Annotated in this window: 17 protein-coding genes; all 17 read right to left on the bottom strand. The window is 52.8% G+C overall.

All coding sequences use genetic code 11. From position 1 onward, the window contains the following. Nucleotides 1-19 precede the first annotated feature (19 nt). Nucleotides 20-799, bottom strand: coding sequence for a hypothetical protein (locus ACGHUK_RS10720; protein ID WP_390574296.1), 780 nt, complete (start codon nucleotides 797-799; stop codon nucleotides 20-22). 19 nt (nucleotides 800-818) lie between these two features. Then, nucleotides 819-1,178: a hypothetical protein gene (locus ACGHUK_RS10715; protein WP_148490679.1), complete on the bottom strand. Its 360-nt coding sequence runs from the start codon at nucleotides 1,176-1,178 to the stop codon at nucleotides 819-821. A gap of 21 nt (nucleotides 1,179-1,199) precedes the next feature. After that, complete coding sequence (locus ACGHUK_RS10710) at nucleotides 1,200-1,487, bottom strand: hypothetical protein (RefSeq protein WP_003524826.1); 288 nt, start codon at nucleotides 1,485-1,487, stop codon at nucleotides 1,200-1,202. A gap of 24 nt (nucleotides 1,488-1,511) precedes the next feature. Next, complete coding sequence (locus tag ACGHUK_RS10705) at nucleotides 1,512-2,027, bottom strand: hypothetical protein (protein WP_148337435.1); 516 nt, start codon at nucleotides 2,025-2,027, stop codon at nucleotides 1,512-1,514. A gap of 87 nt (nucleotides 2,028-2,114) precedes the next feature. Then, a complete protein-coding gene (locus ACGHUK_RS10700) occupies nucleotides 2,115-2,552 on the bottom strand; it encodes a hypothetical protein (RefSeq protein WP_242702916.1) in 438 nt (145 codons plus the stop codon). Between the two features lie 58 nt (nucleotides 2,553-2,610). After that, complete coding sequence (locus ACGHUK_RS10695) at nucleotides 2,611-2,889, bottom strand: hypothetical protein (RefSeq protein WP_148490676.1); 279 nt, start codon at nucleotides 2,887-2,889, stop codon at nucleotides 2,611-2,613. Nucleotides 2,890-2,917: 28 nt separating this feature from the next. Next, nucleotides 2,918-3,781: a CbrC family protein gene (locus ACGHUK_RS10690; protein ID WP_207698716.1), complete on the bottom strand. Its 864-nt coding sequence runs from the start codon at nucleotides 3,779-3,781 to the stop codon at nucleotides 2,918-2,920. 15 nt (nucleotides 3,782-3,796) lie between these two features. Continuing rightward, complete coding sequence (locus ACGHUK_RS10685; protein WP_390574295.1) at nucleotides 3,797-10,489, bottom strand: DUF2185 domain-containing protein; 6,693 nt, start codon at nucleotides 10,487-10,489, stop codon at nucleotides 3,797-3,799. Between the two features lie 42 nt (nucleotides 10,490-10,531). Next, nucleotides 10,532-11,509: a hypothetical protein gene (locus tag ACGHUK_RS10680; RefSeq protein ID WP_390574294.1), complete on the bottom strand. Its 978-nt coding sequence runs from the start codon at nucleotides 11,507-11,509 to the stop codon at nucleotides 10,532-10,534. 11 nt (nucleotides 11,510-11,520) lie between these two features. After that, entirely contained in the window at nucleotides 11,521-11,931 is a 411-nt protein-coding gene (locus tag ACGHUK_RS10675; RefSeq protein ID WP_097775145.1) for a DUF6966 domain-containing protein, read from the bottom strand. After that, on the bottom strand, nucleotides 11,928-12,878 hold the full coding sequence (locus tag ACGHUK_RS10670; RefSeq protein WP_390574293.1) for a hypothetical protein: 951 nt from the start codon (nucleotides 12,876-12,878) through the stop codon (nucleotides 11,928-11,930). The genes ACGHUK_RS10675 and ACGHUK_RS10670 overlap by 4 nt, the downstream gene beginning before the upstream one ends. Nucleotides 12,879-12,893: 15 nt before the next feature. Further along, entirely contained in the window at nucleotides 12,894-13,193 is a 300-nt protein-coding gene (locus tag ACGHUK_RS10665; RefSeq protein ID WP_390574292.1) for a DUF6881 domain-containing protein, read from the bottom strand. A gap of 10 nt (nucleotides 13,194-13,203) precedes the next feature. Further along, nucleotides 13,204-13,467 carry a hypothetical protein gene (locus ACGHUK_RS10660; protein ID WP_006059604.1) on the bottom strand — a complete coding sequence of 88 codons (264 nt, stop codon included), beginning with the start codon at nucleotides 13,465-13,467 and terminating at the stop codon, nucleotides 13,204-13,206. Next, nucleotides 13,464-13,904, bottom strand: coding sequence for an immunity 51 family protein (locus ACGHUK_RS10655; protein ID WP_020225636.1), 441 nt, complete (start codon nucleotides 13,902-13,904; stop codon nucleotides 13,464-13,466). The genes ACGHUK_RS10660 and ACGHUK_RS10655 overlap by 4 nt, the downstream gene beginning before the upstream one ends. A 10-nt stretch (nucleotides 13,905-13,914) precedes the next feature. Next, entirely contained in the window at nucleotides 13,915-14,160 is a 246-nt protein-coding gene (locus tag ACGHUK_RS10650; protein WP_020225637.1) for a hypothetical protein, read from the bottom strand. A gap of 2 nt (nucleotides 14,161-14,162) precedes the next feature. Beyond that, the gene (locus ACGHUK_RS10645; RefSeq protein ID WP_117528091.1) at nucleotides 14,163-14,762 is read right to left on the bottom strand and encodes a hypothetical protein; all 600 of its coding nucleotides are present in this window, start codon (nucleotides 14,760-14,762) and stop codon (nucleotides 14,163-14,165) included. Nucleotides 14,763-14,791: 29 nt separating this feature from the next. Beyond that, complete coding sequence (locus tag ACGHUK_RS10640; RefSeq protein ID WP_154265947.1) at nucleotides 14,792-15,391, bottom strand: hypothetical protein; 600 nt, start codon at nucleotides 15,389-15,391, stop codon at nucleotides 14,792-14,794.

Below are 15,391 nucleotides of genomic sequence, written 5' to 3'. Positions count from 1 at the left end.
ACCCCCTGACGAATTCTCTTTAATAGTCAAGCAGGATAGGCACCTGCTGCTCCTCGGCAAACCGCATGGCCCGCCAGAACACGGAGAAGGCAAACTTGGCCAAGGATTGGGTGTCATACTGGGTGTGTTCCGGGATGTCTGCCTTGCTGTACTGTCCATCTGAGTCTACGGTTCCGTCTACCGGGTATCCCTCCGTGTCTGCCCAACCAAGGATAGTGTCCTCATCGGCCTGCCATGCCAGCTGGTTCAGCTTTTCCAGCTCCTTCCGCAGTCCGCCCAAGGTGGCGATCATCGTCTGATCATCGGTGGGCAGAGGGCCTTGGAACAGAAAGCTGTCGGTAAGGGAAAGCCACCAAGTCACGCCCCGAAACAGGGACCACACCCGATCCTCGTCCGATGCAAGGCGGGCAATCAGGGGATGCTCCCCGAAGATCCAGTCCTTCTCCACGGTGGGAGGCACCGGTTCCTCGTATGTACGACAGGCAGCTACCAGCAGCATAGCGCCGAAGGCATCCCAATCCGGCTTGTCGGTGTAATAGGGGCGCTCGTTGTCCTCCGGCCATGGAGTGTAGGGCGGCTGGTTCGGCTGGGAAATGGCGGTTAAGATCTGATCTCGCCAGTCCTCCACTGCCGCCTGAACCTCGGCCGGGGACAGCTCCTCCTCGTTGTCAGCAGGTTCTCCATCCGGCGTAATCCGGTTGAAGGTATATCCATTTTCCTCTGCCCACTGCTGAACAACAGTTTTCCAGTTGTGAGAATAGTACCGGGTCAGCGTCCCGGCATAAATGTCAAGTCCCATAAGTTTTTCTCCTTTTTGTCTATATCATTTCATACAGCAGGGCAGCGTCGCCCTGCACCAGCTCCAGGTGGGAGCGCAGCGTTTCAAGTCCGCTTTGCACCGCCTCGGCGGGCAGATCCCAGTCAGGGGCAATTTCAGCGGCCAGCTTCGGGAGGTCCTGCTCCCGAAGGGCTGCCAGCGCATTAGATGCCAGCTCTCCCTCCAGCAAAGCGTAGTCCAGGGTGTCCTCCGTCTGGGGAGCAGGAAAACGAACATCCAGATCCAGCTCGTACTCACACCAGTCCCAGATAGCCATGTATACCGCGCCGGAGTAGTCGCCGTTGGACAGTTCCTGCCGCTGGCCGTCTTTGAGAAGATAAAAGAATGCGATCTGTGACATGGTGATTCCTCCTCACCGAAATTATGTTTCCTCTAACGAATCGATTATTTCCTGTAATTCAAAAAGAGCATCTTCTGCCTGGCGTCCTGTTTCCTCGCTCCAATACCGATTTCCACCAGCCAGCTGGTCAATCAGATTGAACATAGCAACTGCATCGGGAATAGGGATCGCTCCTGCTGCCTTCCATGCTGGTTGATTTTCAAGAAGATAAGCTTTTATTTTTCCAAACAACTGCACCTGAAATGTGTTATTACAACGCAGTTCTACCAAAAAACCGTCTTCACCTTGGACAATATCCGAAAAATTCATGCTGCACAATTCTCCTAACCCTCGTTATTCTCTGTCCATCAGCCCTTCTGCCTGCATCCGGGTCACATAGAAGGCCCGCACCCAGTCCAGCTCCTGCTCCATGGATTCCTCCAAAGCCAGCAGGCGGCGCTTTCCCAGCCTTCGATCCAGGAGAGCAAAGATGCGGACAAGAGGATTCTCGCTGACAAGGCTTTTCTCAATGCTCTGGTTGTCAAAGATACCAAACGCCTCATAGAACACCTTTTGGTCAAAGGTGCCCTGCTCCAGTGCATGAGCATGAGAAAGGTTGATTGCCTCCTTTGTGGAGTCACAGTCTTTCATGGTTGTTGACCTGAGCTGCGTGAATTTCGTCCACACATTCTCAAAATAGGTGTAGTAGTTGCTCCGCAGCACTTCCACGCCGTCCACACGAATGGCTGCCCGGCCCTCGTGGTCGGCGCTTTTGCTGTAACTGGTGGCAAAATACTGGATGTGGCCCCGGAGCGCCGGACACAGGTAGTCACTTTCCAGTTTGTTTCGAATTCCGCTCCAAGTTGACATGGCGACCGCCTCCTTTCTGAACTTGCTTCGGAATTTCATATCGGCGGGCGAAAGATTTCCAATCCCATAGCCCTCAATTTCTTTATTTTAGCAATCCATCTGTTTTTTATCACGAATTGGCGGAATAGTAAAGAAACTATCATCTATCTTTATTTGGGCATAAAGCATTCCGTTTGTATAACAATATCTCTTGAATGATGGGTATCCATCCAAACTCTTTAATATCTCATCTGGTAAACATCTAAAATCATAATCTCTTAATGCTCCTGCACCAAGCAGTCTTTCTGTTCTGTAAGCGTTAATTTCCTTTGCATATTTTTGACAAAATTCATCTGGACTTTCTTCATAGAGCGCTATATCTTCCTCATCTATAGCATAATACCGGTCATATCCCACAACCCACGAAATATGAACGCAAAGTAAATACCGCTGTATTTCTGGGCAAAACCCTACCGAAAAAAATTTCTCTCTGTTGATTTTTTCATTTTCTATGCTTATTTCCTTTATGGACAGATCCATCATCATTTCACCTTTACTATCTGATTCCTTTTATCTGTGGCGGGGTTGAGAAAGTTTTTTTCAATCATGGTTTTGATTGATTCTCCTTTCGGATCAGGATGCTTTTCCCTTCGGCGTTGATGCCATACAGGTCATCCAAATGGATATGAAATCCATCCTCACGAATGGTTTCCGCCATACCAAGAGCGGCTTTCGCCAATAGAAGCAGCCCCGCCCGGTTTCCTGTTAACTCCAATTCATTTCCGTCGGCATGAGTGGTAAAGGAGAGGTGAGCTTCTGGTTCCACTGGGAGGATGGGCAGTTGTTCATCATTCAGTTGAATGGTCAGCGTTTTAGTTTTCATTGCTTGTATCCTACCTTTTGAAAACTCCTCAATCAAAATCCATCCAGACCAGGTGCTTTCCGCAATGAAGGCACTGGAACAGATAGCATTGCAGATGCCCGCCATTGACGGATTCCTGAATCATTTCCTTCTGCTCATCGTCCCACATGGGATCGTCCAGCACCTCCTCCAGCACATCCAGTGCCCGCAGTTCTCTGGCTCCCACATTACCCAAATAGGTGCAATAGTCACCACAATGGGCGCGCCAGTATTCCTGCTGCCAGCCGGAGTAGCCGGGGGTGCGGTGGATCAGCTCGTCCAGCTTCTCCGGATCGTCTACACCATCGTCCACAGAGAAATCATCTTGAAAACTACCGTCATATTTCCGGGCTGCTTCGCCGTTGGCGATGCACTCTGGGCACAGATATGCAATATCCTCCACAGCGTAAAAGGGGGCTGTATAGAAAATATGGGTCGTCTTGCCGCAGCAGTCGCAGACAACGCCGTCTGCGGATTCCTCAAAAGCCCCAGTTTCCAGAGGGTTTGGGTGATACCGGAAGGCGGGCAGGCCCAGCTGGGCCTGCTGTTTCTTCTCTTTCTGCTTTTCCTCCGGCGTTTTGGGCTTGGGGAGAGCATAATGATTGCCCCAGTTTTCCGCATAGTCCTTCAGCGTGCCCAGCCGCTTGAGGGTCTTTTTATCGGAACGATTTCCGATTTGGCAGAGCAGTTCATAGGCATCCTTCTTGAAGTCCAGTAGATCATACACATCCACCAGCACTTCCTTGGCCTGCTGATCCTCACTCTGCTCAAGTTCTTCCTTGAAGGTATATAGAGCGCGGACACTGTCCGGACCTTCATTGGTCGCAACAAACTGTTTTTTTAGTTCGATATAGGTTTTCTGATATTCTGTCATTGGTCGCACCTCCCATCAATCCCACCAGAAATACCAGACGGTGGACTGCCACAGGACATCTGCCAAGGAGCCAATGCTTCCATCCTCATTCTGATCCAGATCTGGGCAGAAACCATATTGCTCCACAGCCACCTCCATAGCTCTTTCCTTGGAGATCGGAGTTGGAAGTTCAAACTCCAATTCATCGTGGCTCATGGCGGCAGGGATGGCACCATGTTGCTCGAACCAGTATTTCGCCACTGCCATCAGGTCCGGCGTGTCGGGGCACTCATTCCAATTTCCAAAGGGCAGGTAGGTGAAGATCTCCCAGGGGTTCTTTACCGGAATTTTAGCCAGAATGAGCGGATATGTCATTCCGGTATCATCGTTCCAATAGTTTGCGAAGCGGTCGTTGGGTTCTCCGCCCTCCATCTCGCCCAGGACTTCCTCCTCCCAGTCCAGATCATCGTCCTCGGCTTCTTCCTTACGCTGGCCGGTCAATTCCTCCAAAACCGCCTTTCCATCTTTGACGGGAGCGGAGAGCATCTTCTTCCGATACTCCGTTACCGTTTTGAGGTCAAATTCATAGAAGTCCGCATCATGCTCCGGATCGGCGTTCATTACCAGACACTCCAACAGCGTTTCATCATCCGCCTGGATAAGCACGGGAACAAAGCCTTCCCGTACCCCCAGCCGCTGGGCGTAGCTGTATGCTGACATGATGGGGTCATCATCTGCCATGGACGGGAAATAGGTACACTCGCAGTCCAGATACTCCATGATGGCATGAGCCACCTCGGAAGGCTCCAGCGTGTCCTCGTCGAAGTCCTGTCCCTGCCAGTTTTCAAAGCGTTCTTCGATCACCTCTGCCATAGCCTGATAGTATTTCTCATCAAATGGGATGAATAAGTATGCCTCCTGTTGAAATTCATTGGAGTGGTATCGGGACGGACCAAAATATTTCAGGGCATAGTCATCAATGTCGGCAGGATAGTAGGGACTGTCGCCCTCTCCGTAGTAATAGCCTGCAAAGGCACGGCCTTGCTGATTGAACAGCACAGAGAACAGACAGCCGTCCAGCTCATCCCGGATAAACTCCCGCAGATCCACGCTGGCAGGGTCGGCTTTGACCTGTTTGGCCACTTCGCTGTATTCTTTCAGGAAGTCCTCGCCCATCAGGTCGTGCTCCATGCACCAGCGCAAGTAGATGGCCATGTGGTTATAAGCATTGATGGGGTCAATAGGCAGTTCCTTCTCCTCAATGCTCTCAAGGTGATAGGAAGCGTCGTCCATCTCACCGTCAAAATTATCATTGGAAAGGGTGCCACGGGTGATCGAATTCTGACGAGTGGGGTTTACAACAAAACTGATCCCCCTCATCTTGTTCAGCAGAGCGTCTACATCATGTTCCAGTTTATAGTCCAACTCGTCCTCATAAAGCGGAATGACCTGATAGAAGTTGACCTCCTCGCCGCCCGGCAGAGTGCAGACCTCGCTGCCGTCCTTCGTACCCTGGGGGCCGGTCAGAATGGCGGCGCACAGCTTCGTGTTTTCTGCAAAGTCCTCCTCATTGTCCATGGTATGACCGAAGCCCAGCCAGGTATCACTGGCAATGGGCAGACGAGCCAAGGATTTCAGCAGGCGGATGGGCCAGTACCACTTTTCGTCTTTCATGGACTCCTGATCCAGCTTCCAGTCCGCAGGCAGGGCAATGGCCAGCTCTGCCCGCTCCAGCTTGTACTCCGCCAGTTCCTTTGGCACATTCATCCGGTGGGCGCCCATGCCCATGGTGACCAAGGTGTAATAGTCCCGCTCCTCAGTGGGCGGCACCATGCAGATGTCCACATGGATGTCCGGGGAAACGATCTCGTGGAATACATTCTCAAACTTGCCGAAATACTGCTGGATGTGTCCCTCGACGGCCTCCATCTCCTCCTCGGTGTAGACTTCGGGATTACTGAATTCTTCCTCATCCTGCGTGTCCTCATTGTCTGAGTGGTCGCAACTGTCATCCTCCGGATCTCCCTTTATAGGCTCGTAACCGATCTTCAGGGTCATCTGTTCTTCTGGCAGAGAGACGCCGGGGCTGCGGGTGATCGTGTGCTTATCGTCCGCAGAAAAGCCGATAGTCTCGCCGTCTTGCAGCGTCACATCACACGCCAGCACATAGGAGGCAAGGCTTGCCAAAAAGTCTCGCAGTTCCTCCGGCTCGGCGTCGGTGTTCAGCACTTCCATTTCCTCCTTGCCAAACACATCCATGCCGTAGGTGTAGCCGTTCAGGCCACCCTCGCTCCGGTACAGGCCGAACCAGATCCAGTTGAAGATGGGCAGTTCGTCCTCTTTTATCATATATGCAAGGCCCTCATAGAAACGAGGCTCAAATACCACACCGCTGGTATAGACACCGGTGGCGTATTTCTGCTTGCAGCACACTGCCATCGCCTTGGTGAACAGCTTACCTCGTTCCAGCAGTTTTTCCTCCTCGCCTAACACAGCCACCATGATATGGGCCTTGTGTGCTTTGGCCACTTCTACGGCCTCTGGCCACATATAGTTGTTTTCGGCGTTGATCTCCGCTTCATTGTCCGGGATGTGACCGTGGAAGAGTGTCACGATCAGCATCATATTGCCGACCCGCATTACCACAGCGTCATCGCTGTTCTCAACATCTTCGTCGCCCTCATCCGGCTCCTCATCTACGATGCCCCATTCTTCCCGCAGATCTCGGATCAACTGCTCCTTGTCCCACTCTGCTTTGGAGAGGAGCACAGATCCGGCAAAGGAACCCTTATGGTCGGTTTCCTCCTCGTCGGCGTCATCCTCAAGATCCTCTACGTCTTCATCCGGATCATACAAGGATTCATGCTCCAGTCCGCGGATGAACTCCTCAAAGCTGTCTGCCAGATGGGTGATCTTATAGTCGTTTTCCTGATCCACATGGACTACCGCAGGCTCTCCCTGGGGACCGCAATCCCGGTAGTCCAGGAAAATCATATCGTGTCCGGCGCTTGGACAGTCACAGATGGCCACACCGATGGCAGGATACTCCCACTCATCGATCATAAACTGACTGCCCAGCTCTCCACAGAGGGAGCAGCTCTTTTCTCGTCCGATGCCGAAAATGCCGGTGATGGCCACATGGTCCTCTGCCCAACAGGTGGGCTCATCACAGGGATAGCAGGTGTTCACCGGAATGCCGCCGTTGTGCTGCTTCATCAGCCAGATGTAGGCAGCGGGCAGCTTGTAGCCCAGTTCCTCCTCCACGCTGGCAATCAGCTCATCGGAAGGCGGATCACTGACATATTCTTTCAGTGCATACCAATTATCATCCCAGAAGTTGGTGAGGTCAAAGCCCTCAAAGGGGGTATCACCGGGCACGAATTTGGCCTTCTTCTTCCGGCTGCGCTGGCGTTTCCGGATCTCCGCCTTACACTCCCGAATTACCGCCGGGGCATCTTCGTCCTCCGGGTCCAGTTCCGCCCACCGCTGAGCGTAGGGAATGGCCTTTGCCTCCTGCTCATAGAGATACTGATAGCCGTAGGCCATCCGCATATTCCACTCTGCCTTGTCCTGGCCTTCCTCCCGGACGGACTCCAGCACCTCAATGGCCCTCAGGAGGGCTTTGTCTCCCTTGGATTTCAAAGTGCCTTCGTCATGGTCCCCGATGATGGCGTAGTTCTCCAGTGCACGGGCCAGGGCGTAGGCGGTGCGGTAGTTTCGCCAATCCTCCGGGATGGCATTGAGTGCCTGGATACAGCGGGTGTACTCGTCTTCGTCGTTCCACTGCTCCAGCTGAGCGAAGAATGCTTCGGCGTTCTGTTGGGTATAAGGAATATAGTCCATGCCTGTCAGCGTCTCGTTCAACTCGTCATCCTGATTCTCAGTTTCTGGCCCATCATCTTGTTGCTTTAGGGGTACAGAACCTGCTTCACGGCGGAAGGTGTGGAAGATGGCCCATGGGATGTCGCTGCCCTCGAAGAACTCCTTTGCCATCTGGAGCGCCGTGCGGATGTCCCAAGCGATGAAGTCCACATAGCCGCAGTAGAGGCCGGTTGCCCCGCCGGTGAGAGTGAGCACTTCCGATCCTTCATCAGTGGCAAACACTTCTTCCAGCTTGTCCCGGAAGTCGAAGATTTTCTGACTGCCTTCCTCCTCCCGCAGGGTATTCAGGGGATAGCAGAAGAAGCCCGCCACCGCGCCGTCGGCATGGAGATCGTCCATAAAATCATTGTCGGCATTCAGATAGCCGTTGATGAGCGGCACACAGCAGGTGGAACCGGCCATTACATCCAGCCGCCAATCGGCGTCCGGGTCCTGTTTGGGTTCCATTTTGTAACCAAGGTAGCTCTCCAGATAGGCTTCCGGGTCGGTGGAGAGCTCCAGGCCCTGCTCCCGCAGTTTGTCGGGCAGCTGGGACAGGAGGAAGGACGGCTCTGCCTTGGGTTCCTCCAGCACATCAAAGCTGTCTATGTATCTCATGTGGGGGATCTCGCCCAGCACTTGGTCGGTGAAGGTGGTGAGCATCCACCAGGCCCGGCCTTCCTCATCCCGGAGCATAGGCAGCAGCTTTTCACAGTAGGCGGAGATGGCGAAGCTGTTTTCACCCTGCTCCTCCAGCCAGATCTGCACATCATCCCCGGAAATCTCCCAGCCATCATTGGTTCGCAGACCGATGTTTTGAAAAGGTTGACGGCCCACCAGGATGTTCCAGTGCTCCAGCACCTCCTTGGGAGCGTGCTTCTGGAAGTAGACCAGCTCAAACAGCTTGACCTTGTCACCCTCCGGAGTGAGGATCAGCTCGTACTTCTCGCCGTTGAAGCCCATCTCGAAGGAAATCTCGTCAAAAACCAAATTCAGGGTTTCCTCCATTTGGGCCACGATCTCCGCACCGCGGGTGTGATCTTTGTCCTCGTCCATCATCTGGCGCAGCTCTGCTTCCATCTCGGCAAAGGTTTCCCACCAGTTCTCTGTCCGTTCCCGGAAGCACTCCCAGAACTGCGGCAGAGAAATACCCTTTTTGCACGAGTCAATTAGTTCCTCCATGTCCTGTCGGGTGTTGAGCTTAGGATCATCACCGGGATGCAGTTCCAGAGCTTTTTCAAAATGCCGCAGAGCGCGGCCCTCCTGATCCAGATAATAATAGGCATACCCCATACGGAAATTCCAGGAATAAGTATCTCCCAGTTCCTCCTCATGGGACTGCATCAGTTCCAGTGCCTGGTGAAGCAGCTTCCTTCCCTCCGGCTCGCTGGAGTCCGCCAGATTGTTGTAGGCGCGGGCCAGCTCCATATCCATTTCCGGGGTACGCTCCTCGGCAGAGATTGCCTCCAGTGCGTCAACGATTTTCTGGTGTTTGTCCTCCTCATGCCACTTCTGGCACTGCTTCAAAATATCCATATCAGGGTCCTCCTCGTCCTCATCTGGTTTCCAGTCTTTGATCTGCTGGAACACACCGTTCTCATCCCGCTCAAAGGCGCAGGGAGCGGGGGTGTTCAGCAAAGGGATGATGTCGGGATCGTCATTGCAGATCGTGTTCAGCTTGTAGATCCCGGCGTTGTTAGGGTCGTCCATGTACTCGTCGCTCTCATCACCGGCGGTAAAGCGCCAGCCACTGTCCCAGCCGCCGTCCGGCTTCTCCCGGTAACAGTAGCCAACCTTGTAGCCCTCCACCGTGATACGGTTGGTGGCAATGCAGCCATCGGCACCCTTCCAGTCAGAGAGTAGAGGTTTCACATCCGCCGCTTTCACATGGTAGTCCCGGTTGCGGCCAGAGGCTTCGTACAGCTCCTTCCGCAGCATCTCCACCTGAGAAGCCATATCTGTGATCTCATCCTCACCCATCATCTCGCTGATGTCGTATTCCAGCGGGTTCTGGGCAAAATCCGCCAGGGACTTGTTCATTGCGTCATGCTCCTCTGGCGTAGCAGTGATGCGGATACGGCAGACGGGGGTGTTGTACTCGTCCAGATCCTGAAGGTTTACACTGCCACTGACGCTGCACTCCAGCAGGATGGCGGCCAGGTCGGTGACCACATCAATGGCGAAGTGAAAGTCCATCTCAACACCATCGGAATGTGTAAACTCCAGATACTCCACGGTCTGGCGGAAGTCCCAGCTCTGCTTGTCCAGACCGATCTTGGCGAAAATCTCGCTGAGGGGGATCTCCTCCTTTTTCTGATCTACTAAAAAGGCCACAAGGTTCAGGCTGTCGTCCGAGCCTCCGATAAAGTTGCCCCAGTATTTTTTGATATACATTTGTCGTGCCTCCTGTTCTGAATCCAGTCGATCAATGAGCTGATTCAAGTGTTCCAACCACGCAGGAGCGATCTCACCGCTGTCCTCGTTCTTCCAAAGATCCACAATCTCACGGATGCCGTCCTCGTCCGGCACCTCGTTTTTGATGTCGGTGAGCTGCCGCAGCAGGAAAGCAAGGGCTTCTTTGGATGCTGTGAAACCGGTGACTTTATCCCATATAGCTTCTTCATGATCGTAGTCCAGTTTGCTGTTATCCTTCCATTGGAAATACAGCTCCGCCAGAGCCATCGCAGTATTGTCAAAGAGGAAGTCGATTTGTGAGAAGTCAGCTCCCAGCATGACTTCCTCTTTCATCAGTTCGATCATCTCGCCCAGATCCATTACCGGATGCTCCGGTACATATTCATTTTTGAGGATGTCCAGTACATCCAACCCTTCGTCACGCTCTAATGCTTTTATGCCCCATGCTCCCATGTCGGCACCTCTCTTTCTTTATTTCGTATCAAGCTTCTATTGTCAATCATAGTTCTCCAACCGAATGATAGGCCGATAAAAGTCATAATCTCCGTTTAGTTCATTGTCCTCCTGCACTTCTGGCTTACAGTGGGGCGAACAGGGTAGGAAACCGAGAAATGGGCCCAGCCCACCGCAGATATTGCATCCGCCGTCACCGCCGCAGGTGGTAAGCCTATCAGCCTGCACCACTTCCCGCATATAGGGATCGTAGGCGATGGACAGGCCGAAGAAGTTGGGCTCCTCCATGTCATAGGGCCGGTTCTCATCCTCATCCATGTTCTCAAACCAGTGCAGACGCATGGAGTAGTCTAACCCATCTCCCCATGGAAACAGGGTCCGACACCCGCCGCCACACAGGTAGGCCCACTCGTCCGCCGTGGGCAGGGAGAAGCCCCTGTTTTCCAGCATGGCAAGAAGCGCATCGTAGTCTGTGTGGTTATAGATACAGATCTGAAAGCCCTTTTCCGTCCGCTCAATGCGGGCCGACTGGTGCAAGGTAAGACTGCTGCTGTCACTCCAGGCAAAATCACGGAATTCCTTCAGCCAGTCAGGGTGGACAGTCAGTCTGGGATCATCCATTTTGACTGGCTCCCAGTTAATTTCCTCCAGCTCCCGGCCCACCAGCATGGGTCCAATGGCCGCTTGCCGGACGGGAGCCATGCTTTCCCGGATCATCTCCTCCGGGTTCTGCGGTTCCATTTCCCATTCCCGGAACAGATACTCCAATTCCTCCCGGCTCTCCTGATTCAATCCCACGGCAAACTGCTCCCAGCCCAGGGTGACGGTATCGCCGGGGACAAAGACGAACTCCCGACCATCTTTCTTGAAGATGCCGGTGGTGCAGCTCTGGCCCCAGCGGTCAAAAGTATGTAGATCAAGAAAGGTCATATTATAACGAGCAGCCAGGCTTTCCATCAGTGTCTGCTTCTCGGTGGTGCCCATTTGATTGAATTGGGGACGGGACAGTTTTTCGTTCATAGTAAGTTCTCCTACAGCCTATCCAGGTTTTCCTGTAAATCGCCCTGCATCAAGTGCTGGGCAATGGCTTGGTTCAGTGGCTTATGGGGGTGATAGGCTGCCTGCTCTACATCGTGGAGGCACTCCTCCATCAATGCCTCCGGAGAAATGCCTTCCCGTTTGCCATAAAGATGGCCGAAGGCATAGCACACGGACTTGAGAAAGTCGAAAATATAGTCGTGATTTCCACGCATACTGGGCAGGTCGTTGAACGAGCCCATACCTCCGTATGCCCGAAGATGGTGGGCAACCTCCCGCCGCTGGTTCCAGTCCTGAATGTCCCGCTCCAACCAGTCGATCCAGTTTTGGAACTCTGGATGGTCTGCCAGAAGGATGGAGCGCAGACAGGTCAGAGCCTCGGTATAAATATCAGACTGTTTCATTGGCCATCGCTCCCCCAAATACCTCCATAGAGCACACCATCTTTTCCAAGGAACAACATCCGGCTGCGAAGCAGGCTGCACTGCTCCACAGCGACCTTGTTTCCGTCACAGGTGGGAATAGCCTCCTGTTTTTTCCCAAGGTGATCACCATGAGCGGTAAGGAAGTAGAATTTATCCCGTTGCTGGTATCCGCCTTGAAACAGGAAGGTATTGCCGGACGGGGCAACAGAAAAAGCTCCGCTTCCTTCGATTGGCAGTTCAAATACAAAGTCCTCTTTGAAGTTCGTCCGCACCAGCCGGAATTCATCGTAATAATAAAACCACAGGTTTTCTTCTTCGTCCAGGCTGATGGCGTAGCAGTCATAGATGGAATAGTTCTCATTCTTCCAGAGAGGAGTTCCCTCCGATGTCCATGCAATCAGGCCGCAAGCGCCCAGAGGTTCATCCCAACCGTAATTACCAAATACACCTTCGTCAAAGTAGCTGGTAATGATGGTGCCATCTTTTTTTACCACACAGTCTTGAATGCCATCCCCCAGGCAGAAACGGGACAGCACAGCTCCGTCCCGGCTGACGATCCAGGCGTTCTGGTCGGGGCCGTTTTCCCGATAGGCGCATCTTGCCCCCAGCAGGAGGAAGTGGTCACCTGCGGGCCGCAAATAATGGAACTGGAACTTCAAGAGGCCAAGAGGAAACAGCGTCGTTTCCAGCACCCGCTGTTCCGCCCAATCCAGCTGGATTTCCACTGCGGTATAGGTGGAAGGAGTGCTGAGCCAGTCCTTACCCTGTGTTTCGGACGGCTGTTCCATGAGAAGATAGACTTTTCCATCCCTTTCCGTGAAAAAGTCTGTCACTTCTGTGCCCTCCAGATGGTTTTCCCGGCGCAGCTGGTCCAGGTCAATGATGGAGAACAACGGCAGATTTTTGGCTTTTATAGGTTTGTTCATAGTGTCTCCTCCTGGCTACTTTAACGCTCCATCATAGGTGTGAGTTTCCCAGATGGCCTCAAATTCCGCCTGCTCTATGATGCAGGCGTGGAATTCCTCGCCCCAGACATGGGCGTTCAATTCCTCCACGGTGGGGATCGGCGTGATCTCGATGGCGCCGTCGTAAAGGGCAGGGATGTTGCGGGTGCGGCCATCCGCAAAGATGTCAATGGAGCGGAGGGCCAACCGCTCATTTTCGGTATCCACTTCATAGAGGATGACCGATGGTTCACCCTCCGGTGCGCCCTCCCAAAAGAGCTTGATATACTCGATCATTCCATTTCCCTCATTTGAACCAATGCCACCCCGTCATGGTGCCGGTTACCTCATCTATCTGTATTGCAATATCATAATTGCCGCGACAGCCCAGCAAGGCCGCAAGATGATCATTTTCCATAATCAAATCATAAAACTCAACCGCTATACCTTGGAATTCCTCTGGGATCTCCAGCACAGAAAAGAAATCCACTGACTGAGCATTTTGGAAAAATTCAATGGCCGTTTTACTGCATTTTACTACTATCCCTGTTTGAGTAGTTAACTCTCTCATGCTTCCGCTGCCTCGCTCATGTTCAGATACATCCGCATCGTTTTTTCATCGGCACAGGCCGCCCGGATCATTTTGGCCAGCATCATCAGGTCGTCGATGTATTGGGAATAGACGCAGAACACATCCTCGTCGGAGTCAAAGTGAAACAGATCCTCACCACTATTGCTTTCCTCAAACTCCCGGATCACGCCCCGGACCAGCCGTTCCCAGTCTCCGCTGCTGCCGGTCAGTCCCAGCCGGCAGAATTCTTCTGTCCGGAACCCGTCACTGATCTTTAGCAGAAGGGAGATGGCATAGGGGTGGTGGGGAATGAGAAAGAATGGCGCGATCTGCTCCGGCTTCACCCAGATTTTGAAGGGCGGGCGCGGATCAGGTATCCAGGGCAAGATTTCCCATTCGTCCTCCGGCCGGTTTCCGTATTGGCAAAGGTCTTTCATAGTGTTCTCCTCATTCGATGTCGCTTAGTTCTTCTTTCACATCCAGTGGAGCGCCGTCCAGAGATGTGATCTGTGCCAGTTCTGTTTCCGTCAGATTTTTCAGGAAAATGCAGTATTCGTCCGGGTGGCCTCCCACAAACTCCATTTTGGGCATCTCGATCTGCTGTGGGTCGGTGATCCACAGGCAAGGTTCTCCTGTTGCCCAAAACCGAGTCAGAGTAAGAATTTGGCCGTTGTAAATTACTTTCTGTTCCATCCTCATTTCTCCTGCATTTGCCTCAGCAGCTTCACGATCCGCTCCCGGTTCTTTGCGGTTTTCATAAAGGTGGGGAGATGGTCGGCCTGGGTCATTTTCGCTCTTCCCGGCGGCTTTTCCCGCAGTCCGGCGCTGAGATAGCCGATCAGATAGGCAAGATGTTCTCGGTTGAGTGCCCATACAGGTTTTCCCTGAAATGAAGTCAAAAACCATAGTTCCAACCCGAAATAAGGTTCTCGTCCATCTCTGATTTCGCCAATATATGAAAACGCCTCCGCTGTTTTATGAACTTCTCCCGACATGGTTGTTCCGCAATAGGGGCAGGTCACATGGAGGACGGGAAAATGCTGCTTTGCCGTATCTTCAATATCCACTCGGTAGTACCTGCCGCAGTTTTTGCACTGGTTATGGACATCATAACGGTAGATCGTCCGATCCTGCGTCATCCGGTGGCCGCAGCTCAGGCACCGGAAATAGGCGTTGTCATCATCCGCTGTCACCACACCTGCGCCATGGCACTTGGGGCATTTCACCTGAATGCCAGAGGTCAGGGCGTTGTATGCACTGTATGTAAAGTAGGGTTCATCAACAATTCGGCTCATGCGCCCACACTCCTTTCAGGAAATTGCTTTCACAGCCGAAACCGGAACGGTTTCAAATCTTTTGTTTTGATTGTCAGATCCGAAACGCTCTCTTGCAGGACATTTACCTGTTCCAAATACTCCGCAGGTGCGTGGATCTGCTCCAGATAGCCTGCATAGCGGATAATCTGATCCAGCGCCCGTTTCCTGTATTTTGCGATTTCCCCCAAATGGGAATAACTGCGGCCTGACACATAGCTTGGAACATCGATAGACCGAATTGTTTCTATATCAAGCGTCCCATGCTCCTCTTTCTCAGATTTAATGGTGGCCAGCATATCTTCCGCAGAAAAACGGATGCCGCGTTCGCAGAGAAACCGCAGTTCATCAAACAGGTGGTTCGCCACAAAATGTTCAGCCAAGGGCTCAAAAATTACATCATCCTGATACCAGCCTCCGTGGGCGCAGGAAATTAGTTCACGGTAACGCTTTTCTGTGATCCACTGGCGCAGTATCTCTTTGCTCCCGTGCATCCATGCGTCCAGTCGGGCCTTTGTTTCTTCGGGGCTATCGTTGGCTGTCCCATAGCAGGGCAGACCATTGTCTTTCAGCCACTTGGTCACTTCTTTGCTGAATTTTGTGTAGCTCAA

The sequence above is a fragment of the Faecalibacterium sp. i25-0019-C1 genome (genome assembly GCF_042854225.1).
Taxonomy (GTDB): domain Bacteria; phylum Bacillota; class Clostridia; order Oscillospirales; family Ruminococcaceae; genus Faecalibacterium; species Faecalibacterium taiwanense.
The sequence above is the reverse complement of the archived record's forward strand: the minus strand, read 5'-3'. Positions and strand labels throughout refer to the sequence as shown.